Here is a 23,600-nt window from a genome sequence, read left to right as displayed (position 1 = left end):
GCGGGTACCTCCAGCAGGCCTCCCGGGCCACCGCACGCTCGGGAGTAGTGTTGTCTCATCATGACGAGCACGTTCCGCACCTTGACAGTCCCCCTGGATGGAAAAGAATTCCCCGGGGGGCTTCCTGCGTTTCTGGTCCGGGACGATGTCCTCTGCTGGACCCGCCGCGAGGCCGGACTGGCAGGATTCGGCGAGATCGCGCGCTTCACGGCAACGGGCCCTGAGCGGTTCCTTGAGGCAGACATCTGGTGGCGCCACCTGGTCCTCGAGGCCGAAGTCATTGATACCGTGGAGCTTCCCGGCACCGGACCGGTGGCTTTCGGATCCTTTGCCTTTTCCAAGACCTCGGCGCACGAATCGCGGCTGATCGTGCCCGAAATCGTGGTGGGCGTGCGCGACGGGCAGGTGTGGCTCACCCAGCTGACGTTCGACGACGGTCTCCTCACGGAGGACGGTGCCCTCGCCGCACTGGACCGCTGGCTTGCCGGCGGTCCCGCAGCTGCCGCGGCCGCACCCGTTGCAGCAGGCACGACGGCGGCAGCGGACCCGGCCGGGGACGGCACCATGGGTGGTGCCCGCGCCAAGGCGGGCGGCGCCGTCGTACGTCCCCTCCCGCTCGCCGCGGCGGCAACCCTGCACACCGGCTCCCTGAGCGAGGAATCCTGGATGGCCGCGGTCGAAGCGGGCGTGGCGGAAATCCGGACGGGCGCACTGGAGAAGCTGGTGCTTGCGCGCGACGTGGTGGCCACTATTCCGTCGGGCGTACATGCGTCGGCGGTGCTGAGGGAGCTCGCCGCGCGGTACCGCGAGTGCTGGACGTACGGGGTAGACGGGCTGGTGGGGGCGACTCCGGAGATGCTGATCCAGGTTGAGGGCCGCACTGCCCAGGCCCGCGTGCTGGCCGGAACTCTGGACCGACGGGATGCGCACGGCGAGGACGGCCTTCCGATGGATTACGCCACCAGGGTGTTGGCAGGATCGGAAAAGCAGCGGCATGAACACGAGATCGCCATCCAATCGCTGACCTCACAGCTGGCACCGTTCTCGGAAGCCATGAACGCGCACGACGAGCCGTTCATCCTGGAACTGCCCAACGTGTGGCACCTGGCGTCCGATGTAAAGGCCGAGCTCGCCGAGATCGAAGGCCATGTGCCTACCTGCCTTGCCCTGATCAACGCCCTGCACCCCACCGCCGCCGTCTGCGGGACCCCCACGGAGGTGGCCGGTGCGCTCATCCGCAAGCTGGAGCACCTGGACCGCGGACCGTACGCCGGGCCGGTGGGTTGGCTTGACGCGGCCGGAAACGGCGAGTGGGGCATTGCCCTGCGCGGCGCCGTCATCGAGTCCCCCACTTCGGTGCGGTTGTATGCCGGCTGCGGCATAGTCGACGGCTCGCAGCCGGAGGCCGAGCTTGCTGAAACGTGGGCCAAGTTCCGGCCGATGCTGGAATCGCTCGGCATCAGCAGCTGACCCCTCAGTCCCAGGAAGTCCGGGATCGGAGACAAGCTCTTCTCCGACGCGCTTGATTTTCACTGTGCTTTAGTTATCCAATAGTGAAACTAAGTTTCCTGTGATGCACATCTCATAATCGGCGCTACACTATGTACCGATTTAGCACCACATACTCCCCGCAACAAAAGGTAAGAAAACATGCAGCTCAAGTCCCTGGCCACGGCCAAAATGACCGCCAAGGCAGCAGCACTCTTCGCCGTCGGCGCCCTCACCCTCACGGCCTGCGGTGGCGGAAGCTCCACCCCGGCTGCCTCCGAAGGCGGCATCCAGCTCATCAACGCCGGCAAGCTCACGGTCTGCTCGGACATCCCCTACGAGCCGTTCGAGTTCGAGAAGGACGGCCAGACCGTCGGCTTCGACATCGACATCGCCAAGGAGGTTGCCAAGGACCTCGGTGCCGAACTGAGCATCGTGGACAGCTCCTTCGAGGCCATCGAGACCGGTACCGCGCTGACCCAGTGCGACCTGGGGATCTCCTCGATCTCCATCACGGACACCCGCAAGTCCGTGATGGACTTCTCCACCCCGTACCTGGATGACGACCTGGCCCTGGTTGCCAACGATGAGTCCGGCATCAAGGGCCTGGACGACGCCAAGGGCAAGAAGGTGGGCGTCCAGCAGGCCACCACCGGCGCCGACTACGCCCAGGAAAAGGGCATCGACGCCCAGCAGTTCGAGGACACCGGCCTCCTGGTGCAGGCCCTCGAGGCCGGCACCATCGACGCCGCCCTGGGCAACCAGTCCGTCCTGGGCTACGCGATCAAGGACCAGCCCAAGTTCAAGAGCGTTGAGGACTTTGCCACCGGCGAGCAGCTGGGCATCTCCATCAAGAAGGGCAACACCGCCATGGCGGAAAAGGTCAACGGCACGCTCAAGCGCCTGACCGACGACGGCTCCCTGGCAAAGTTCAAGACCACCTGGTTCGGCGAAACCGCCAAGTAACCACGTCCCTGTAGTCGCCGCGAAGGCCCCGCCCCGGGTCCTGCACGGCACTGAGGACTACGCCGCCTTGAGAACTCCGCAGTTGGGGCCCCGGACGAGCTGTACCCAGTCCGTCCGGGGCCTCTGCCACGCACAACGAATGTGAGCACCCCATGGCAATGACCGCACGTCAACGAGCCAGAGTAAGCCTGTACGTCCAAGCCGGAATCTTTGTTGTGGCCATCGCAGCGCTGATCCTGGCCACCGACTGGAAGACCATCGGCAACAGCGTCTTCAACTTCGCCAAGATCGGGCCGATGTTCCCGGGCATCTTTGTCACCGGCCTGGTCAACACCCTGATCTACACCGTCCTCGGCTTCATCGTGGGCCTCTCCGGCGGTCTGCTGCTGGCCCTGATGAAGCTCTCCAGTTTCCCCCTCTACCGCTGGATCGCCACCGGCTACATCGAGTTCTTCCGCGGCATCCCCGCCCTGCTGGTCTTCATTGCCTTCGGCTACGGCGTGCCGCTGGCGTTCGGCGTCTCGTGGAACATCACCGTGATCGTGATGGTTTCCCTCGGCATGGTGGCCTCGGCGTACATCGCCGAAACCCTCCGCGCCGGCCTGCAGGCCGTGCCGAAGGGCCAGCTGGAAGCCGCCCGGTCACTGGGCATGCCCCAGTGGCGGGCCATGGTGACCATCGTCATCCCGCAGGCCTTCAAGATTGTCCTGCCGCCGCTGACCAACGAGGTCATCCTGCTCACCAAGGACTCGTCCCTGATCTATGTCCTGGGCCTCACCGCCTCCCAGTACGAACTCACCAAGTTCGGCCGCGACGGCATCTCGAGCCTCGGTGCCGGCCTGACGCCGCTCCTGGTGGCCGGCGCCTTCTACCTGGTGATCACCATCCCCCTGAGCTTCCTGGCCCGGAAGTTCGAAAGCCGCACCGCGCGGAACAATCGATAGGCAGGGAAGACCATGAACGACGTCGTAAATTCCTCCGCCGGCACCGGAACCATCCACGCCGCCGGCGTCTCCATCAAGGACCTGCGCAAGTCCTACGGCACCAACGAGGTCCTCAAGGGCATCAGCCTGGACGTGTCGCCGGGCGAAGTGGTGTGCCTGATCGGGCCCTCCGGCTCCGGCAAGTCCACCCTGCTCCGCTGCGTGAACCTCCTCGAACAGCCCAACCAGGGCAGCATCCACGTGGGCGGCTTCGAGGCCACGGATCCGGATGTGGACATCGACAAAATGCGCCGCAAGGTGGGCATGGTGTTCCAGCAGTTCAACCTGTTCCCGCACCTGGACGCCAAGCGCAACTGCTCCATCGCCCAAACGAAGGTCCTCAAGCGCTCCCAGGCCGAGGCGGACAAGGTGTCCATGCACAACCTTGAGCGCGTGGGCCTGGGACACCTCGCGGACCGTTTCCCGGACCAGCTCTCCGGCGGCCAGCAGCAGCGTGTGGCCATTGCCCGGGCGCTCAGCATGGACCCGGAGCTGATGCTCTTCGACGAGCCCACCTCCGCGCTGGACCCCGAGACCGTGGGCGATGTCCTCTCCGTCATGCGGAACCTCGCGAAGGAGGGCATGACCATGCTGGTGGTGACCCACGAGATGGGCTTCGCCCGCGAGGTGGCGGACCGCGTGGTGTTCATGGACGGCGGCGTTGTGGTGGAGGAAGGCGCGGCCGAGCAGGTCATTGCCGCCCCCACCCAGCCCCGCACCAAGGAGTTCCTGCGCCGCGTCCTCGATCCGACGCACATCGGCCTCGAGGAGTAGCGCGTTTCGCGCCCGAAAAGGACAGCCGCTATCCGGCCCCGGATGGCGGCTGTCCTTTTCGGGCGCGAACACCCGGAATGGTGGCGCGAAGCGGTAGCTTGGGCACCCCCTCGGCGATGAGGAAGGCCGCAAAAGTCTCCGCATCCCGCAGCTCAGCCCAGGTCCACCGGACAACCCTCCGTCCAGTTGCACGGACCCGGTCCTCCCTCCTTTTTTCGGCAATCACCACCTCGGAGACAGTGCGGCCGCGCAGAAACTCCGGTTTCTGGTACTTGACGAGACCATCAAACTCGCCTGCTATTCTTTCCACGCCCCATTCGAAGTCGAGGTAGGCCACAAAGCCTTTCCTGTCCGCCACCCTGCACTGAAGCAAGGGGATGGGAAACCCTCCAAGGAACATGTAGGCGCGACTCAAGGATTCACCCGGTGATCCGGAATTCGGGTCGGCGAAGTCCAGTGCCGTACTGATGCGCCTGGCCGCGGCGGCACTGTATCTTTCGGTTGCCATCGCCTTCAAAGACTCCCTGTCCAGGGGTGGCAGCCCCGTAACGGCGTCCGGTTTGAGGACGTGGTCGAAGGCAATGACGGCCTGCTCAAACGGCCGCAGAGCGCCTAGGTCCAGAACAGTACGCTCCCTTGAGGTCACCAGGAGCCCTGTACGCTCGCAAATCTCCGAACCACTCACGCTGATGCGGTGGCGGCTGATTCCTGCCTTTGACCGGCCACCGGCCGCATCATCGGTGCAGGCATGGACCACATTCTGGGCCCCCAGGAGCGGAATGCGCCAAAGGGCTGCCGCCGATTCCAGGCAAAACACGTTCCGCGTCCTCAATGTGGTGGCTGTGGCCAGGATCAGCAGCGGATACCGGTCCCATGGCTTGAGGGCTTTCCAGACGGGCTCCGCAACGTATACGCCTTGCCTGATCCGGCGCAGCTCCCCCGCTGCGCACTTCCGTGCAAGTTCCCGGGAGTCTTTGCCAAGGCGGGCATAATCGCTGCTGAGTATGAGTGCGTTGGTGTCCATCCAGCCATAATTGCGGGGCTTGTACGCCGCCGTAACGCCCGATCACGTGTATGTGGATTAAGGTGGCGCGCCCGATTCGGATGTCCGCTACCCGGTTCCCGGTGGCCAATGTCCGAACGGGTAGCGCAGACCCGATCCGGCCGCCGTCACCGGGCCAGCACTCCCCCGACGGCCGCGGCTACGGCTTCCTTGATCCGCGCGTGCAGGGCGCGCAGGCCGTGCCGGTCCGTGCGGACCTCCACGATGGTGCGGCCTTCGACCGGCCTGGCAAGCGCCTCGGCGAGTCCCGCCGTCGTACCCACCACTGAATGCCCGACGCCGTACGCTGCGGCGAGTGCCGAGAGGTCCACTGTGTGCGGGGTACCGAAGAGGCGCTCGACGGCGTCCCCGTAGGTTCCGGCCTCGCGCACCGCACCATGTTCCAGCAGGTCGAAGATGGCACCGCCGGAGTCGTTCAGGACCACGATCCGGAGCTGCGGCGGTTCCTCCCCGGAACCGAGGAACAGCCCCCCGGCGTCGTGCAGGAAAGTGACATCCCCCAGCAGGACGGTGGTTTCCTGCCGGCCCCCGAGCGCTATGCCGGTGGCCGTGGAGATGGTGCCGTCAATGCCTGACAGCCCGCGGTTGGCATAGACCGTGGCAGCTGGTTCCGGGGCGGGCACCCCGGCCAGGTCCACGTCCCGGATTCCATTGGAAGATCCCAGCAGCAGTTGGCCTCCGCTGTGCTTCCACACCAGCGACCCCACTGACGGGCCGGTGGCGGCGGTGTCGGCGGAAAGTATTCCATCGAGGGCATGTTGGGCTGCGGAGCCGGCGAGAAGCCAGGTATCCAGCCATTCCGGCGTCCCGCGGCCCGCGAATTCCGACAGGTCCGCAAGGTTTTCCAGCGGCAGTTCGGTGCGGCGGCCGGGCTCGAACCAGGCTACGGGAACCGGCTGGTACAGGGCGGACGGAACCTCTGCACGGGCCAGCAGGGCTGCCACCGGGCGGGACAGGGTGGGGCGGCCGAACAACACCACGCGTTCGACCGGCATCACGGACCCTGGCCCGAAGTGCTCCAGCAGAAGCCGGTACGGCCCCACGGCGTTCGGGCCGAAGCGTGCGTTGGATGACGGCTCCGCCAGCAGCGGCAGGCCGTGGGCGCGGGCGAACGCTTCGGCGACGGGCCCGGCGTCGTGCCCTGCCAGGACCACCGTCCGCCGCTCCGGCAGCCCTGCTGAAGCCGGCGGCAGGTTCATGATGAGGGGCTCGGTGCCGACCCGGTAGCGCTGCCGCCCGGCCGCCGGCGGGAGCGCCTCCCCCGGGGAGGGGACCAGTGGATCGCGGAACGCGAGATTGAGCTGGACGGGGCCCGGCGGGAGTTCCGGGAAGGCGCCGGTGGCGGCTGACAGGCCTGTCCGGATAGCGCGCGCGGGGTCCGATCCCGCGGGCACATCGGCGGCGAAGCGCACCTGGTCGCCGAAGAGGTCCGGCTGGATGGTGGTCTGGTTGGCGCCCGTGCCGCGGAGCTCGTCGGGACGGTCGGCGGACAGCACAACCAGGGGAACCGCAGCGTGGTTGGCCTCCATGACGGCGGGCAGCAGGTTTCCGACGGCGGTCCCGGACGTTGTCAGCACGGCCGCCGGAGAGCCGGTAGACAGCGCCAGGCCCAGCGCAGTGAACCCGGCGGAGCGCTCGTCGATCCGCACCAGCAGTTCCACGCGGCCTTCAGCTGACGCTTCGGCCAGCGCGTACGCCATGGGGGCCGAGCGGGAACCGGGTGAAACCACCACGTGCTGCACGCCGCCGTCGATCAAAACCCCGACGGCGATCCTCGCCGCCGCGATGGCGCTGAGCGAAGGGGCGGCGTCCGGTGAGCCTGTCGGGGAAGTGCCGGGAGCGGAATCGTTGTGCGAAGTCACCAAACCAGTCTGCCACCCGGCCGGTGCGTTCCGGGTCCGGCGCTCCCCCGGTTCTGTACTAAGCGCATAGACTCTGACCAGAAGGAGAATCACATGGCAAAGCGCCCCACTGTTTACGACGTCGCGGAGCGGGCAGGCGTGTCGATAGCCACCGTCTCGTTCACCTTTAGGCAGCCGGAAAAGGTCAAGGCCTCGACCCGCGAACTGGTGCTGGCGGCGGCGCAGGAACTGGGCTATGTCCCCAGCGCGAGCGCCCGCGGCCTGGCGCGCGGCAGGACCGGCGCCCTGGGCCTGTTCGCCTACGATTACCTGCTGGACCCTTCAGCACGTCCCGGTGGGCAGGGCGAACTCCCGCAGGATCCGGCGTCGGAGGGCGACCGCGAGGACGGGGACCTCCGCCTGTTCCCCTTGTATGTGGATGAGGTCCAGCGCGGTGTTGAACTGGAGTGCTGGCGCCGGGGGCAGGCGCTGCTGGTGGGCGGCGGCAATCCGGCCAACAACGAGGCCGTGCTCTCCGACATTGCGGGCCGGGTTGACGGACTTGCTGTCTTTCCGCGGTCGGTACCCGTCGATGCACTGACCCGGATAGCCCGCCGCATTCCCGTGGTGGAGGTTTCGGAGAGCCTGCGCAACCGCGGCGTGGACCATGTGACCGTGGACAACGCCGCCGGCATGCGGGCCATGACGGAGCACCTGGTCGACGTGCACGGGCTGACCGAACTGATGTTCATTGGCGCCATGCCGTCCTCCGACAACGACGAACGGCTCGAAGCCTTCCAAGCGGCACTGGCAGAGGCCGGCGTGGGGATGCGCCACGATCCCTGCTACCCGGCCGGCAGCGAAACCGCCGTCGCGGAAACCGTCCGGACCCTCTGCAGGCTCGGTACCCTGCCGCAGGCCTTCGTGTGCGCCACCGACCAGGATGCGCTGGTGGTAATGGACATGCTGGCGGAGGCCGGAGTTGACGTGCCCCGGCACGTGGCCGTCACTGGCTTCGACGGCATCGCCGCCGGGCGCGTCATCCGGCCGCCGCTGACCACAGTGCGCCAGCCCATGGAGCGGATGGGGCGGACCATGGTGGACCTGCTGCTGGACAGGCTTGACCACCCCGAAAAGCCCCCGGTGGAGCTTCGCCTGCCGGTCCGCATGGTCCTTCGCGAAAGCTGCGGCTGCCGCCCGGGCTGAGCACGCCTGCCCGCGCCGGGGCGCAACTTCGTGGGAGCCCGGCCATTTTGAGAAAGTTGGCGGCAGCTGTTGCCAAACTCACATTCAATGCGCTTAGATTGGTTTACACCGTAAATCAAAGCGCTTAGATAATTTTCGGCGGGATGACTCCCCTGCTCCTGCCTCCTCCGCTCAGTTCGGCCTGCCGGCTCGCGGAACCCCCGAAAGGAACAATGATGATCCATGCCAATGCCAAGAAGGCAGCAGCCGTCGGCATCGCCGCAGCGTTGCTTCTGACTGCTTGCGGACGGGACTCCGCCGGTCCGGCAGCAACCTCTCCGGCCAAAGCCGTCGCATCTGGTCCAGCGACCGGCACCCTCACAGTGTGGGCACAGGGCGCTGAAGGCGAGGCCCTGCCGGCGCTGCTGAAGGACTTCGAATCCGAGAACCCCGGCGTCAAAGTCAATGTCACGGCCATCCCCTGGGATGCCGCGCTGAGCAAGTACCAGACCGCCATCGCCGGCGGCACCACACCTGACGTGGCCCAGATGGGAACCACCTGGATGGGTGACTTCAGCACCGCCTTCGACCCGACCCCGGCCGAAATCGACACCAGCTCCTTCTTCCCGGGCTCCTTGAAGTCCACCGAGGTCGAAGGAACCAAGTACGGCGTGCCCTGGTATGTGGACACCCGCGTGGTCTACTACCGGAGCGACCTGGCGGAAAAGGCCGGCATCACCAAGGCACCCGCGACCTGGGAGGACTTCAGGGCCCTGGCTGAGGCGCTCCAGACCAAGGCCGGCGCCAAATTCGGCGTCCAGCTGCCTACCGGCGGCGCCGACTCGTACCAGGCCACCCTGCCGTTCCAGTGGTCCAACGGCGCCAAGCTTATGAACGACGACGGCACCAAGTGGACGCTCGACACCCCGGAGTCAGCCGAGGCCCTCAAGTACTACGCGGGGTTCTTCAAGGACGGCATCGCCTCCAAGGCGGTCTCCACCGGGACCACGGCCGAGGCCTCGTTCGTGGACGGTTCCGCGCCGATGATGATCAGCGGCCCGTGGCACGTCGGTCTGCTGAACAAGACCGGCGGCGAGGGATTCGCCGACAAGTACAAGGTGGCTCCGATGCCGAAGGCAAAGACCGCCACATCCTTCGTGGGCGGCTCCAACATGGTGGTCTTCAAGAAGTCCGAAAACCGCGATTCGGCCTGGAAGCTCCTCCAGTGGCTGTCCAAGCCGGAGGTGCAGCTCAAGTGGTACAAGGCAACCGGTGACCTGCCGTCCCAGCAGACTGCCTGGAAAGACCCGACCCTGGCCGACGACAGCAAGCTCTCCGTTTTCGGTGAGCAGCTGAAGACCACCGACAACCCGCCCGCAGTCCAGACCTGGACCCAGGTTTCGGCAGCCGCAGACTCCGAGATTGAACAGATCGTCAAGGCAGGAAAAGACCCCGCCGACGCCCTGAAATCCCTGCAGCAGACCGCAGACTCGATCGGCACCGGGAAGTAACAGTGGCTGCAACCACCACCACGACGTCTGCCGGCACCTCACGGGGTGCCGGCAGGGGTCCGGCCAGGCCTGGCGGTTCGCGCCGGCGTCGCAACGCCGTGACGGCATGGCTGTTCGCTTTGCCTTTCGTCCTCATTTTCGGCGTGTTCATGCTGGGTCCGCTGGTGTCATCGTTTGTGATGTCCTTCACGGATTTCACCAGCCGCGACATCGAAAACCCGCTGTCCGTGGGATTCGTGGGGCTTGACCAGTACACCGCACTGTTCCGGAACCCCCAGTTCCTGCACTCGGTCCTGAACACGGCTTACTTCGTGCTGGCCGGCATTCCCCTCACCACCGTCCTGGCCCTCGCCCTCGCAGTTGCCCTGAACAGCGGCATCACGCGCTTCCGCACCGCCTTCCGCGTGGGCTTCTACACCCCGGTGGTCACCAGCATCGTGGCCGTGGCCGTGGTGTGGCGGTTCATCCTCCAGCCTGACGGCCTGCTGAACGTGATCCTCGGATGGGTGGGCATCGCCGGTCCGGACTGGCTCAACAGCACCACCTGGTCCATGCCCGCCCTGATCATGCTTGCTGTCTGGCGCAACCTGGGCACACTGATGATCATTTTCCTGGCCGGGCTCCAGTCCGTTCCGGGCGACATCCTCGAGGCGGCCCAGGTTGACGGAGCCAACGCCTGGCAGCGGTTCATGAAGATCACGCTGCCCATGCTGCGCCCCACCCTCCTCCTGGGCACAGTCCTTCTCTCGGTCGGATTCCTGCAGTTTTTCGAGGAGCCGTTCGTGATGACCAAGGGCGGGCCCCTGGACTCCACCCTCTCGGTCAGCTACTTCACCTTCAACCAGTTCGGGTTCGGTAAGTACGGGCTCGCCTCGGCCGCGAGCTATGTGCTCTTTATAGCCATTGCCCTGTTGAGCCTCATCCAATTCCGAGCCCTGCGATCCAAGGACTGAGCTCCATGACAATCCCGGAAACCGCACCCACCCCCACGGAAAAAATGCTGACAGAACGCAAAAAAGCCGAACGGACGACGGCGGGAGGCCCCCGGGTGCCGGCCGCCCCGCCCGGCCCGGCCCGCCGCCGTCGTACCGGCCGGCCGCCCGCACACCGGGCACTGACGTACGCAGTCCTCCTGGTCGCCGTCACTGCCACACTGCTGCCCTTCGCGTGGATGTTCCTTGGCGCCTTCAAGACCCAGGGAGAGCTGCTCCGCCGTCCCATCACCTGGTGGCCGGAACAGCCCACGCTGGAGAACTTCGTAGTCTGGTTCACCGAGCTGCAGATCGGCACTTTCTTCCTGAACAGCGTTGTGGTGGCCGTGTTCACCGTGCTCGGCAACTTGCTGTTTTGCTCCATGGTTGGCTACGCCTTGGCCAAGATGGACTTCCCGGGCAAGCGCTTCCTGTTCCTGCTGGTAATGGTCATGCTGATGGTCCCGGGCGTGGTGACGTTCGTCCCTCTGTTCGTCCTGATCAGCAAACTGGGGATGGTCAGCACCTATCCGGCCCTGATCCTGCCGTTCCTCGCGGCACCGATGGGTGTGTTCCTGATGCGGCAGTTCATCGCCGGGATCCCGGATTCCCTTATCGAGGCCGCACGGATCGACGGCGCCGGCGAACTGCGCACCTTCCTGCGGATCGTGATGCCGCTGTGCGGGCCGCCCCTGGCCACGCTCGGCATCCTGACCTTCCTCGGTTCGTGGAACAACTTCCTTTGGCCGCTGGTGGTGGCGCAGAGCGAGGAAATGTACACCCTGCCGGTGGCACTTTCCCTCTACTCCACGGGCCAGAACGCCACCGACTACGGGCTGCTCCTCGCCGGCTCGGTGCTGGTGATCACGCCCATCATCCTGCTTTTCGTCGCCCTCCAGCGGTACTTCATCCAGGGCGTTGCGGCCACCGGCATCAAATAGCCGCCCCTGCCACCCACCTCCCCAGAAAGTCCCCATGACTGAAACCCAGAATCACCCGCGCCCCGGGACGCCCGTCGCCGACGGAAAAACGTTCCGGGACCTCAACGGCAACGGGATCATGGATCCCTTCGAAAATCCCGACCTCAGCCCGCAGGAGCGCGCCGCAGACCTGGTGGGCCGCCTCAGCCTCGAGGAAAAGGCCGGGCTGATGTTCCACACCGTCATCGAGACCGGTCCGGAAGGCACCCTGCTCGAGACCCCGGGCAATATCAGCAAATCGCCCACCAGCACGGTGATCCTGGGCAAGTTCATGAACCACTTCAATGTCCATGCGCTCGGCAGCGCCCGCGAGGCCGCCCGCTGGAGCAACGCCCTGCAGGAGCTGGCCGCGCAAACCCCGCACGGGATTCCCGTGACGATCTCCACAGACCCGCGCCACGCGTTCATCGAAAACTCCGGCGTTTCGTTCACCGCCGCCCATTTCTCGCAGTGGCCCGAGCCGATCGGCCTCGCGGCCGTGGGCAGCACAGACCTCATCCGCCGCTTCGCCGAGATCGCGCGCAAGGAATACACCGCCGTCGGGATCCGCGCGGCGCTGCACCCAACCGTTGACCTTGCCACCGAACCCCGGTGGTGCCGGCAGGCCGGGACGTTCGGCCAGGACTCCGCGATCAGCGCAGCCTACGTGGTGGAGTACCTCCAGGGGTTCCAGGGCGAGGAGCTGGGACCGGACAGCGTCGCGTGCACCACCAAGCACTTCCCCGGCGGCGGTCCACAGGCCGACGGCGAGGACGCGCACTTCCCCTATGGCCGCGAGCAGGTCTACCCCGGCGGCCGCTTCGACGAGCACCTGGCTCCGTTCCGGGCGGCAATTGCCGAAAAGACCAGCGCCATCATGCCCTACTACGGAATGCCTGTCGGGGTTGAACTCGACGGCGAGCCGGTTGAGGAAGTCGGTTTCGGTTACAACAAGCAGATCATCACCAACCTCCTGCGGGAAAAACTCGGCTATGACGGCGTGGTCCTCAGCGACTGGGAACTGGTCAATGACAACATCGTGGGCGACCAGGTGCTCCCGGCGCGGGCCTGGGGCGTTGAAGAGCTCACCGCGCCCGAACGCATGCTGAAGATCCTCAACGCCGGCGTGGACCAGTTCGGCGGCGAGGAGTGCACCGACCTGCTCATCGGGCTGGTCCGCGACGGCCTGGTCAGCGAGGAGCGCCTCGACGAGTCCGCGCGCCGGCTGCTGCTGGTCAAGTTCCAGCTGGGCCTGTTCGACAACCCGTTCGTGGATGAGGACGCAGCAGACGCCATTGTGGGGAACGCCGAGTTCCGGCGTGAGGGCCACCGGGCGCAGTCCCGGTCCGTCACCGTGCTGACCAACGGGACGTCCGACGCCGGGCCGGCCCTGCCGCTGTCCGGCTCACCGGCGGTGTACGTGGAAGGAATGGATCCCGCAAGCCTCGACGGCTTCGGGACCGCGGTGCAGGATCCCGCCGAGGCGGACGTTGCCCTGATCCGGCTGCACTCGCCCTGGGACCACCGCGACGACCTGTTCCTGGAGCAGCATTTCCACGCCGGAAGCCTGGATTTCCCGCCTGGCCTCATCTCCCGGCTCCGCACCCTGGCCGAAAAGGTTCCGCTGGTCATCGACGTGCGGCTGGACCGGCCTGCCATCCTCACACCCCTGGCCGGCTTTGCCACAGCATTGGTGGGCACCTTCGGGGTCTCGGACGGGGCTCTCCTGGACGCTCTGTTCGGACGCATCGGGCCCAGGGGCCGCCTGCCGTTCGAAATCCCCCGGTCCATGGACGCCGTGCGTGCTTCCCGTCCGGACGTACCGGGCGACACCGCAGATCCACTCTTCCCGTTCGGGCATGGCCTGGCCCTGCCCGAACCGGCCGCCGCAACAACCATGGAAACGCCAGGAGACACACTATGAGCCGCAACCTTGGACCAAACCCAAGCATCTCCACCGCCACGCGTCGCCAGCTTCTTGCGGGAGCGGCCGCGTTCGCTGTGACGGGCCTCGCTGCGGCATCCGCGACTCCGGGCCATGCCGCCCGGTCCGCCTCACCCGCTGCATCCGGGCTGGGAGCGCCGCTGTCCCGGGCGCGGAACAAAGAGGGCATCGACCGGAAAACCATCAACCGCTGGGCACACGACACATGGCAGTCCCTGGTTGCCATGACGGATCCTGAAACAGGCCTGCCGGCAGACTACATTGGCGAGTCCACCACCGCTCCGAAGCGCAGCCGCTTCACGTCGCCCACCAATATCGGCGGCTACATGTGGAGCACGGTGGTGGCCCGCGAGCTGAACATCATCAGCGCGAGCGAGTGCCGGGAACGGCTGACGCGCACCCTCACCACGCTGGCCGGACTCAAGCACCATGAGCCCAGCGGCATGCTCTACAACTGGTACGACGAGGCCACCGGCGAGGTCATCACCATCTGGCCGGAGAACGGGAACCCCGTGGCGCCATTCATGTCCAGCGTCGACAATGGCTGGTTCGCTGCCGCCCTCATGGTGGTCCGCAACGCCGAGCCGAAGGTGGCCGGCTTGGCGAACACCATTCTTGGCAGGATGGACTTCGGGATCTTCTACAACAAGGACGCCCGGGCTGGTGTGGCGGCTGGCCTGCTGCGGGGCGGGTTCTACGACGTCAAACCGACGGTGGAAACTGTCCAGGGCAACTACCTCGGCAAGGGCCCCGACGTCTTCTACACCATGAACCACTACGACATCACCAACTCCGAGCCGCGCATCGCCACGTACATCGGGATAGCCTTGGGCCAGATTCCGCCATCCCACTACTTCGCCACCATGCGCGTCTTCCCCGACACCTGCGACTGGTCCTGGCAGGAACAGAAGCCCGTCGGCGAACACCGGACCTACATGGGCATCGACGTCTTCGAAGGCGCCTACACGTACCGCGGAATGCGGATCGTCCCGAGCTGGGGAGGCGACATGTTTGAGGCTCTGATGCCCGACCTGTTCGTCCCCGAAGCCACCTGGGCACCGAAGGCCTGGGGCATCAACCACCCCCTGACCGTGCGGGCGCAGCGCGAATTCGGCTTGGACGAGGCCCAGTACGGATACTGGGGCTTTTCCCCGGCCAGCCACCCCAACGGCGGGTACTCCGAATGGGGCGTGGACATCCTGGGCATGAGCAGCGACGGCTACCCGTCCGACGTCGAACGCACCAGCGTTGACGTGGGCTTTGAGGGCTGCCGGCCGGCCACCAACCCGACGCCGGCCTGGGGCGACGGCGTGGTCACTCCGCACGCGGCGTTCCTCGCCATGGAGTACGAGCCCCAAGAGGCATACGACAACCTCGTGAAGATCGAGAACGACCTCGGCGCCTACGGCCAGGGCGGATTCTTCGATGCCGTGGCCGTGAAGTCCGGAACCATCGCCCGGCGGTACCTCTCGCTGGACCAGGCCATGGTGTTGGGTGCGATCGGCAACGTATTCGGTAACGACGTGATCCGCCGCAACTTCGTCCAGGGCGAGGTGGAGGCGGTCATCAAGCCGCTCATCGCCGACGAGGAGTTCGGCGCGGGCCTGATCGGCTAAAAGCGCTCTCTCACTTAATGTCGCTTAAACCCAAGCGCTCTCTCACCTAATGTCGCTTAAACCCAAGCGCTCTCTCACCTTTCGGCCCGGACGGGTCGAAAGGTGAGAGAGCGCCTCACATCGGGCGGGGATCAGGCGTCGGTGCGGAACACCTGGACCACGGACGGGCGGGGTGCGCGCACCTGGCCGGGAGCCGGCGTCGTGCCTTCCGCGACGTAGTCCGGGAAGAAGGAAACCTGCGTCTCGAACGTGCCGTCCTCGCCCGGGTGCTGCACGGCGACGAACACGCTGCGCTCCTCATCGTGGATGACGGGGCCACAGGTCTCGGCGTCGCGCGGAACAGCCAGGAACTGCTCCACCTTGCCGCGCTCCGCGCCTTCCAGAGTGACCTTGAAGAGCCCGTCCGCGCGGCCGATGCCGGAGGGGGCGCCGTCGGTGGAGATCCAGAGGTTGCCCACGGAGTCGAACGCGAGGTTGTCCGGGCAGGAAATGGGCGAGACCTGGTCCACCGGGAAGCCGGAGAAGTAGGTGACGTCGCCCTGCTTGGGATCGCCGCAGACCATGAGCAGGTTCCAGGTGAAGGTGGTGGAGGTCTGGTCGCCGGTCTCGGTGATTTCCACGATGTGGCCGTCGCGGTTCTGGTTGCGCGGGTTGACCTCGGTGGCGCCTTCGTTCGTTCCGGTGCCGCGGTTGGAGTTGTTGGTGCACGCCACGTAGACCTTGCCGGTGTGGAGGCTGGGCTGCACGTCTTCGCAACGGTCCATCTTGGTGGGGCCAACCTTGTCGGCCGCGAGGCGGGTGTAGACCAGGACCTCTTCAACGGTCATGCCTGCAACAGCGGACTTGCCGTCCACCACCAGCGGCAGCCACTGGCCGATGCCGTCGAACGCACCGTCGGCGGGGACTGCCCCGGTGCCGGTGATTTCAGCGGCCGGTGAGTTGCCGGTGAACTTGGCGACGTACAGGTTGCCGGCGGAGAGCAGCGTCATGTTGTGCTTGCGGTCGCCCTCAATGTACTTGTCCTTGGAAACGAACTTGTACAGGTAGTCGAAGCGCTCGTCGTCGCCGGAGTAGGCCACCACGTGGCCGGACTCGGCGATGATGACGTTGGCGCCCTCGTGCTTGAAGCGGCCCAGGGCGGAGTGCTTCTTCGGGGTGGAGGTGGGGTCGAACGGGTCGACTTCCACGATCCAGCCGAAGCGGTTGGCCTCGTTCTCGTAGCCGGGCTTGCGGGTGTCCCAGCGGTCCTCGTCCAGTTCCCACTTGCGGGCGGTTGGCTTGCTGGTGATGCCGTAGCGCTTGTCTCCGGCGGAAGTGCCGTTGCCGACGAAGTAGCCCTGGAAGTTTTCCTCACCGGAGAGGATGGTGCCCCAAGGGGTGGTTCCGCCGGAGCAGTTGCCCAGGGTGCCCTTGATGAAGCGGCCGTCCTTGTCCTCAACGGTCTTGACCAGTGCCGATCCGGCAACGGGGCCGGTCAGTTCGTAGACCGTGCTGTTCAGGTAGCGGCGGTTCAGTGCCGCGCCCTTGACGTAGGTCCACGGCTGGTTCTTGTTGTGGCGCTCCAGCTCCACCACGGTCAGCCCGTGCGCGGCTGCTCCCACTTTGCGCTGCTGCTCGGCTGGCATGGCGGGAGGGAACATGATGGCGTCGTTGGTGTACTCGTGGTTGGAGAACAGAACGGCGCGGCGGCCCTTGCTGCCCGGAATCTCAAGGATGTCCGTGTAGTCGTTGTTGTACCCGAACTGCTTTTCCTGGGCTGCAACCGTCTGGTTGTTCAGGTCCAGCTCCGGCGCGTCGTTGAAGATGGGGTCTCCCCAGCGGATGACCGGCTTCCAGGTGAAGCCTTCCGGCACGGTGACAGCGTCCACCATCGCATCAATCGAGGGAATGGCGGTGAACTGCAGCTTGGACGCGCCGAAGCCTTCCTTCGCGGCCTTGGAGAGGCCGGCGGCCTGCGCGGAGTCCGGCGAGGTGACGGCGCTGCCGAGGACGACGGCGAGGGCACCGGCGGCGCCAAAGCCCAGGGCGGCGCGGCGGGACATGGTGGCGGAGGCGATGTCGCGGAAGTAGCTGTTGGAGCTGGTGTTGCAGACGTCGCCTGCGCAGGCGTTGTCGCACTTCAGGGCGCAGGTGACGGCGCTGCGCTTGCCCTTGGTGTGGCCGAGCATCGGCAGCAGGGTGAACTTGCGGGCAGTTTCAGACATGGTTGCCTTCCAAAAAATCGATGCGGTGCCCTCACCCTGCCAGCCGGTTCCTACGGGGAGCCGTCAGCGAGGTGAACCGGAGGTAAACCCGCCGGTAACCCCTGATGACCTGCGCATATGCGAGAGGGTCGGCCCAAAAGGCACGTTAAGTGAGAGAGGGTCGGCCCAAAAGGCACGTTAAGTGAGAGAGGGTCGGCCCAAAAGGCACGTTAAGTGAGAGAGGGTCGGCCCAAAAGGCGCGTTAAGTGAGAGAGCGTCGCTGTGGGCTAGTGGGCGGCCAGGAGCGCGTGGACGCGGCGGAGCCGGTCCAGCCACCAGTCCCGCCGTTCCGCGGAAGCCGCGTACCGCTCCAGCAGCCCGGCGTCGGCGGCGACGTCACGCAGGCGGATGGCGCCGTCGTCGGCCACTAACGGATCCCGGGTGATGTCGGATTCGAACAGGGACACCGTCCCCAGACCGCACGCATACGGCAGGTCCGGCAGCGCGGCCGCCAGGGCCAGTCCCGCACGGATTCCCACCGAGGTGTCCAAGGCGGAACTGACGACGGCGGGCAGCCCGGCCTGTGCCACGATGTCCAGGGCGCGCCGCACTCCCCCGAGCGGTGCCACCTTGACCACGATCAGGTCCGCCGCGCCGGCGCGGGCAACCCGCAGGGGGTCGGATTCCTTGCGGACGCTTTCGTCGGCCGCGATCAGCACCGGCGTTCCTGCCTCGCGGAGGGCGCGCCGCACCTGCGCCAGGCCCTCAACCGTGGGCACCGGCTGTTCGGCGTATTCAAGCCCGACGCCGGCCAGCCGGGTGAGTGCCTCGACGGCGGCCGGAACGTCCCAGCCGCCATTGGCGTCGACGCGGACGGCGGCGTCCGGGAGGGCGGAGCGGACGGCGGCGAGGCGGGCGGCGTCGTCGTCCAGCGTTTGTCCCTGCTCGGCCACCTTGACCTTGACCGCGTCCACCCGGCCGAAGCGTGCCAGGACGTCCGGCACGCGGTCCGCGGGTACGGCGGGAACCGTGGCGTTGACGGGGATCACGGAACGCAGCGGTGCGGGGAAGCCATGCCAGCCGGCTTCGACGGCGGCGGCGAGCCAGCGGGAAGCCTCGGCGTCGCCGTATTCGGGGAACGGGCAGAACTCGCCCCAGCCGGCGGGGCCGTGCAGCAGCAGGGACTCGCGCTCCATGATGCCGCGGAACTTGACCCGCATGGGCAGGCTCACGACGTGCGCGCCGGCCAGGAGTTCCTCGAACGGGGGCACGGTGGGCAGCGGCGTGGGCATGGACCCACTGTACAAGCGGGGGCTAGATCCACCTGTTGTGGCGGAAGGTCCCGTAGAGCGCCAGCCCCATGGCAATCATCAGGCCAAGGGCGAACGGGTAGCCGAACACCCAGTCGAGCTCCGGCATGGAGCGGAAGTTCATGCCGTAGATGGTTCCCACCAGCGTGGGCGCAAACAGGATGGCCGCCCAGGAGGAAATCCGCTTGACCTGCTCGCTCTGGGCGATGCTGGATTCCGTGAGGCGGCGCATCTCGTCGTTCTGCCGCTGGGCCACGAGCGCGGCGTTCACGGCCAGTGCGTTCTGCAGCAGCACACGGAAGGATGCCACGCGTTCATTGAGCCGGAGCACGTGGTCCAGCACGTCGCGGAAGTGGTCCTGGAGTTCCGGATCGGGCTCCCGCTCCGGCGTCCCGGCCATGAGCACCTGCAGGATCCCTGCCAGCGGGCTGGTGGCGCGCTGGAACATGATGACCTGGCGGGAAAGCTCGTAGATGCGCCGGGAAACCTCCGGGTCCGCCCCGAAGAGGTCGTCCTCGATCTCGTCAATGTCGTTTTCAAGCCCCGCCGCCACGGGTTCGTACTCGTCCACCACCTGGTCCAGGATGCCGTAAAGGACCGCATCCGGGCCCAGGGCCAGGAACTCCGGCATGGCCTCCATCCGCCGGCGCACCTTGGCCAGGTCCGGGGATTCGGCATGCCGGACGGTCACTACGTAGTCGGCGCCGACAAAGACGTGGATCTCGCCGAAGTCCACCTTCTCCACATCATCCAGGTAGCGGGCCGGCCGCAGCACCAGGAAAACGCACTCGCCGTAATGCTCCAGTTTGGCGCGTTGGTGGCCGGCCAGGGCGTCCTCGACGGCGAGCGCGCTGAGGTCGAATTCCTCGGCCACCGACTGCAGTTCCGCGGGGTCCGGCCGGTAGAGGCCGATCCACGCCATCCCCTCGCGCTGGCGGAGCACGAAGTAGGTTTCGTCCAGGCTGCCCGGATCCTCCGTCCGCAGCCCGTCGACGTATACGGCGTTGTCGATGATGGTCACGGCTGGCCTCCTTTGTGTCTGCGTCCTCCTCCGGCAGGTGCACGGCGGTGGTGTCAGGAACCGTCCCCGCCGTCAGGCTGTCCCGGTTTCGCGGCGCCGCATCGCTGCCGCGGCCACGGCGGCAGTAGCCACGGCAATGGCCAGCATCCACCACGCTCCGCTCCAGTCCGTCGTCGAACCACCGGGAACAGGGGTGTGGGTGAACGGCGAGAGGTCGCGGATGGCCTGGTCCAGCCCCAGCATCCCGCCAAAGATGCCCAGCACCACGCCCGCGCCCAGGAATGCCCAGCTGGCAGCGATGGTTGCCGATGGCCACAGGACGAACACCAGCGCCGGGACGGCAAGGTAGATGGACGCCGCGGGAAGCTGGGCTGCGGCGGTCTCCCAGATGGCGCCGGCGTCCATCGAGTCCTCGCCGGCTGCCGCCAGCGAGGCCCAGGCCCCGAACACCGTCAGGAACATCACCAGGACCACCGAGGCCGCGCCCAGCAGGAGGTAGCTGGCCAGCCAGCGCATCCGGCTGACGGGGGTGGCGAGGAGGAGTTCGGCCGTGCCGGCAGCCTCCTCCTGCCGCATCCTGATGATGGCCTGCAGCGCGCAGGCGGCTGCCAGGATCCCGGCGACCGAAAACATGGCCGACACCATCAGCTGGGTCAGGGACACACCCTGCGCCTGGATCATGGCCCGCAGGGCGGATGTGACACTGCTGTTGACAGTGTCCGCCGCGGTGATGGCGCTGCCGATGGACCCGGCCAGCAGCCCCATCGCCAGCCCGCCGATGCTCCAGCCGATGATCGACCCCGCCTGCAGCCGCAGCGCCAGGGCCGCAGGGCTGTTCAACCCGGGGCGGGCAGCAGCACGGCCGGGAAGCGCGCCCCACACGCTCGCGCCGCTGTCGCGCCGGTTCAGGATGAGCCAGACCGCACCCCCGCAGGCGACGGCGAGCGCCAGCGGCAGGAGCAACGGCCACCACCGGTCGCCGGTGTACGCGAACGTCTGCTGGCCCCAGCCGATCGGGGAAAACCAACTGGCGGGCCCCGCTGTGACCACCGTCCCGCCCGGGTCCGGCGTTCCGGTGGCGTCCCCGATGCCCCTCAGGATGTACGCCAGGACAACGAGCGCCGCGGAGAACCCGTTGGCGCCGCGGGAGGTGGCCATCAGCTGGGCCACCAGCAGGCCTATACCGAGGAAGGCCAGTCCGACGGCGCCCGTGGCGGCTCCCGCAACCAGGGCACCTGTGGGATCAAGCCCCGCCGCCGTGAAGCCGGCGAACACCGCGAGCGCCACGAGGACGTTGGCAGCGGTCCCGTGCAGGATCGTCGCAGCCGCGGGAGTCAGGCGCCCGGCGGGGGTGGATGCCACCAGTTCCGCGGCGCCGGTTTCCTCGTCGGCCCGGGCGTGCCGGACAGCGAGGAAGGTGCTCATCAGGCCTGCCAGCAGTGCGAGGAAGGAGTAGATCTGGAAGAAGGTGAAGGCGCCGACGCCCGCCCCGCGCGCCAGGCCGCGGAGCATCAGGATCGCGGGTGTGGCAACCGCTATCTGCAGGAGCTCCGCCCGGCTGGATTCGTCGCCGTAAGTCTGTTGGATCGCCGTTGCCGAGAACAGGGCGAGGGCGCCGATGCCCAGCACCCAGATGGCCAGCTGCCAGCGGTCACGCCGCAGCCGCTGGCTCCACAGGATCCGGAGCTCGCGCACCTCAGCCACGGCCCCTCGCGCCGAGCAGGTGCCGCCGCCGGGCGTGCTGGGCAGGCCCGTTCTCCGCGGTCTCCGCGTTGGCCTGCGCTGAGGTGTCACCATAGTGGCGCAGGAACAGCTCCTCCAGGGACGGCGGCGTGATGGTCAGCCCCTGGACGCGCAGGGCTCCCAGGGCCGGAAGCACCTCCGCAATCCGGTCCGAGTCGGCACCAAACCTGACCCTGCCGCCGTCGGCCGTCAGGTCATGCACAGCGCCCAGCTGAGCCAGGGAACCGGTGTCCAGCCCGTCCGCCGCGAAGGAAACCTCCGTGCGCGTGAGGTGGCGCAGCGAGTCCAGCGTGCCGCCGTCCACGATCCTGCCGGCGCGGATGATGCTGACGCGGTGGCAGAGCACTTCCACCTCGGAGAGGATGTGGCTGGACAGGAGCACCGTTGCACCGCGTCCGACGGCGGCCAGCGCCTCCCGCCGGAACACCGCCTCCATGAGCGGGTCAAGGCCGCTCGTGGGCTCGTCAAAGAGGTAGAGCTCGGCGTCCGTCACCAGGGCCGCGATCAGTGCCACCTTCTGGCGGTTGCCCTTGGAGTAGGCGCGGCCCTTCTTTCCCGGGTCGAAGTCGAACGCTTCACAGAGACGGTCCTTGCGCTCCCGGTAGCTGCGGGAGTCGGAGGTGCCGCCGCGGAGGCGGGAGAGGAGGTCGATGGTCTCGCCGCCGGACAAGTTGGGCCAGAGCCGGACGTCGCCGGGGACATAGGCGAGGCGGCGGTGCAGCTCTACCGACTGTGTCCACGGGTCGAGGCCCAGGACGGTGGCCGTGCCGGAGGTGGCCTTGGCCAGGCCCAGCAGGACGCGGAGGGTGGTTGACTTGCCCGCACCGTTGGGGCCAAGGAACCCGTGGATCTCGCCGCGCTGGACCTCCAGGTTGAGTCCGTCGAGGGCCCGCACCCGGCCAAAATGCTTGTGCAATTCAACAGTGTGGATGATGGCTTCCATAGTCCGGACACTACTCAGATTCATCCGTTTGTGAAGGGCCGAAAGTCGGCCCTTGGAGGGTGCCGCGCAGCCGTTCCAGTGGCCCTTTCAGCTGCACAGCCCTTCCAATCCATATCCATATGGATATATAATCGCGGCATGGCACGGGCGGCAACAACAGCGGACGCGTTCAACGCGGTGGCGGAACCCCGCCGGCGCGAAATCCTGGACGCCCTGGCCGCCGGCGAACGGCCGGTCAGCGAGATCGTTGACCTGCTCGGCCTGGCCCAGCCGCACGTGTCCCGGCATCTGCGGGTCCTTCGCGAGGTGGGGGCCGTTGTGGTCCGCGACGAAGGGCGGCAGCGGGTGTACCGGCTGAACCCGCAGGCGCTGAAGCCTATCCATGACTGGGTTTCGGGCTACCAGCATCTTTGGAACGAGCGCTTCGAGCTGCTCGATGACGTTCTCGAGGATCTTCGACAGGAAGACACGCAAGAGTAAGGGAGCAGGGCAATGGCACCAACAAACACCTTGGACATCAGCTTCCCCACCGACGAGGAAATCCTCATCACGCGCACGGTCAACGCACCCCGGCATCTCGTCTACAAGGCCTGGACCACACCGGAACTGGTCAGGAGGTGGTGGCCCGGCCGGCGCGGCGGGATGACCGTGGCGGACATGGACTTCCGTGTGGGCGGGGCCTGGCGGTACGTCATGGTGGCGCACGGCGAATTCGAGGTGGCCTTCCACGGGACGTACCGGGAGATCATCCCGAACGAGCGGATCGTCCACACCGAGGTGATGGAGACGCCGGGAACGCGGCCGGACCGCGAGGAGGGTGCCGTGGTCACCACGGTCACCTTCGAGGAGGCCGACGGCGGCGCGACCGTGGTGCGCATCCGCACCAACGCGGGCAGCAAGGAAGTCCGGGACATGATCGCGCAGTCCGGCATGGAGGGCGGCGTGCGGGAACAGTTCGAGATTATCGAGGAGCTGGCGGCTGCGCTCGGCTGACCCCCGACCCTTCCCAACTAGGTAGCGCTAAGTGTCGTTCTGGAGCGTCAAAACGACACTTAGCGCTACCTACTTGGGAGGGAGGCTACCCGCACTCCTGATCAT

Annotated in this window: 19 protein-coding genes; 12 read left to right on the top strand and 7 right to left on the bottom strand. The window is 66.8% G+C overall.

Annotation, left to right across the window (positions count from 1 at the left end; all coding sequences use genetic code 11):
• The first annotated feature begins 60 nt into the window (after positions 1-60).
• The 4 genes from U7114_RS07010 (at position 61) to U7114_RS06995 (ending at position 4,211) form a co-directional block, all read left to right on the top strand.
• Positions 61-1,470: an isochorismate synthase gene (locus U7114_RS07010; protein WP_157241514.1), complete on the top strand. Its 1,410-nt coding sequence runs from the start codon at positions 61-63 to the stop codon at positions 1,468-1,470.
• Positions 1,471-1,650: 180 nt separating this feature from the next.
• A complete protein-coding gene (locus U7114_RS07005) occupies positions 1,651-2,454 on the top strand; it encodes an ABC transporter substrate-binding protein (protein WP_323056928.1) in 804 nt (267 codons plus the stop codon).
• A 152-nt stretch (positions 2,455-2,606) separates the two neighbouring features.
• A complete protein-coding gene (locus tag U7114_RS07000; protein WP_157241512.1) occupies positions 2,607-3,398 on the top strand; it encodes an amino acid ABC transporter permease in 792 nt (263 codons plus the stop codon).
• Positions 3,399-3,410: 12 nt separating this feature from the next.
• Positions 3,411-4,211, top strand: a complete 801-nt coding sequence (locus U7114_RS06995) for an amino acid ABC transporter ATP-binding protein (RefSeq protein WP_323056927.1) — start codon at positions 3,411-3,413, stop codon at positions 4,209-4,211.
• 28 nt (positions 4,212-4,239) lie between these two features.
• On the opposite strand, the gene U7114_RS06990 is transcribed toward U7114_RS06995, so the two are convergent.
• Together U7114_RS06990 and menD are read right to left on the bottom strand one after the other, a co-directional pair.
• On the bottom strand, positions 4,240-5,235 hold the full coding sequence (locus tag U7114_RS06990; protein WP_323056926.1) for a hypothetical protein: 996 nt from the start codon (positions 5,233-5,235) through the stop codon (positions 4,240-4,242).
• 146 nt (positions 5,236-5,381) lie between these two features.
• Positions 5,382-7,136: a 2-succinyl-5-enolpyruvyl-6-hydroxy-3-cyclohexene-1-carboxylic-acid synthase gene (gene menD / locus U7114_RS06985; RefSeq protein WP_323056925.1), complete on the bottom strand. Its 1,755-nt coding sequence runs from the start codon at positions 7,134-7,136 to the stop codon at positions 5,382-5,384.
• A 93-nt stretch (positions 7,137-7,229) separates the two neighbouring features.
• Between menD and U7114_RS06980 the strand changes: the two genes are divergently transcribed.
• From U7114_RS06980 to U7114_RS06955, 6 genes are all read left to right on the top strand, one after another.
• The gene (locus tag U7114_RS06980; RefSeq protein WP_321214170.1) at positions 7,230-8,321 is read left to right on the top strand and encodes a LacI family DNA-binding transcriptional regulator; all 1,092 of its coding nucleotides are present in this window, start codon (positions 7,230-7,232) and stop codon (positions 8,319-8,321) included.
• 215 nt (positions 8,322-8,536) lie between these two features.
• Positions 8,537-9,811, top strand: a complete 1,275-nt coding sequence (locus U7114_RS06975; RefSeq protein ID WP_321216284.1) for a sugar ABC transporter substrate-binding protein — start codon at positions 8,537-8,539, stop codon at positions 9,809-9,811.
• A 2-nt stretch (positions 9,812-9,813) separates the two neighbouring features.
• Entirely contained in the window at positions 9,814-10,764 is a 951-nt protein-coding gene (locus U7114_RS06970) for a sugar ABC transporter permease (protein WP_321214171.1), read from the top strand.
• A 44-nt stretch (positions 10,765-10,808) separates the two neighbouring features.
• Positions 10,809-11,723 (top strand): carbohydrate ABC transporter permease, encoded by a 915-nt coding sequence (locus U7114_RS06965; RefSeq protein ID WP_157242995.1) that lies wholly within the window; start codon positions 10,809-10,811, stop codon positions 11,721-11,723.
• A gap of 34 nt (positions 11,724-11,757) precedes the next feature.
• The gene (locus U7114_RS06960) at positions 11,758-13,665 is read left to right on the top strand and encodes a glycoside hydrolase family 3 protein (protein WP_321214172.1); all 1,908 of its coding nucleotides are present in this window, start codon (positions 11,758-11,760) and stop codon (positions 13,663-13,665) included.
• Positions 13,662-15,302 carry a glucoamylase family protein gene (locus U7114_RS06955; RefSeq protein WP_157241506.1) on the top strand — a complete coding sequence of 547 codons (1,641 nt, stop codon included), beginning with the start codon at positions 13,662-13,664 and terminating at the stop codon, positions 15,300-15,302. The genes U7114_RS06960 and U7114_RS06955 overlap by 4 nt, the downstream gene beginning before the upstream one ends.
• 131 nt (positions 15,303-15,433) lie before the next feature.
• Here the strand turns inward: U7114_RS06955 and U7114_RS06950 are convergent, their stop codons facing one another.
• From U7114_RS06950 to U7114_RS06930, 5 genes are all read right to left on the bottom strand, one after another.
• Positions 15,434-17,506 (bottom strand): PhoX family protein, encoded by a 2,073-nt coding sequence (locus U7114_RS06950; RefSeq protein WP_157241505.1) that lies wholly within the window; start codon positions 17,504-17,506, stop codon positions 15,434-15,436.
• Between the two features lie 266 nt (positions 17,507-17,772).
• Positions 17,773-18,777: an o-succinylbenzoate synthase gene (locus U7114_RS06945; RefSeq protein WP_323056924.1), complete on the bottom strand. Its 1,005-nt coding sequence runs from the start codon at positions 18,775-18,777 to the stop codon at positions 17,773-17,775.
• Positions 18,778-18,799: 22 nt separating this feature from the next.
• Positions 18,800-19,816 (bottom strand): magnesium and cobalt transport protein CorA, encoded by a 1,017-nt coding sequence (locus tag U7114_RS06940; RefSeq protein WP_321214176.1) that lies wholly within the window; start codon positions 19,814-19,816, stop codon positions 18,800-18,802.
• 72 nt (positions 19,817-19,888) lie between these two features.
• Positions 19,889-21,520, bottom strand: coding sequence for a hypothetical protein (locus tag U7114_RS06935; protein ID WP_323056923.1), 1,632 nt, complete (start codon positions 21,518-21,520; stop codon positions 19,889-19,891).
• Positions 21,513-22,502, bottom strand: a complete 990-nt coding sequence (locus U7114_RS06930; protein ID WP_323056922.1) for an ABC transporter ATP-binding protein — start codon at positions 22,500-22,502, stop codon at positions 21,513-21,515. Before U7114_RS06930 ends, U7114_RS06935 begins: the two co-directional genes overlap by 8 nt.
• Positions 22,503-22,640: 138 nt before the next feature.
• On the opposite strand from U7114_RS06930, the gene U7114_RS06925 reads away from it, so the two are divergent.
• Positions 22,641-22,982, top strand: coding sequence for a metalloregulator ArsR/SmtB family transcription factor (locus U7114_RS06925; RefSeq protein ID WP_323056921.1), 342 nt, complete (start codon positions 22,641-22,643; stop codon positions 22,980-22,982).
• 12 nt (positions 22,983-22,994) lie between these two features.
• Entirely contained in the window at positions 22,995-23,495 is a 501-nt protein-coding gene (locus tag U7114_RS06920; RefSeq protein WP_323056920.1) for an SRPBCC family protein, read from the top strand.
• The last annotated feature ends 105 nt before the right edge of the window (positions 23,496-23,600 follow it).

Source organism: Pseudarthrobacter sp. C1 (genome assembly GCF_034720455.1).
Classification (GTDB): Bacteria; Actinomycetota; Actinomycetes; order Actinomycetales; family Micrococcaceae; genus Arthrobacter.
Note: the sequence above shows the minus strand (reverse complement) of the source record. Positions and strands in the feature narration are given on the sequence as shown.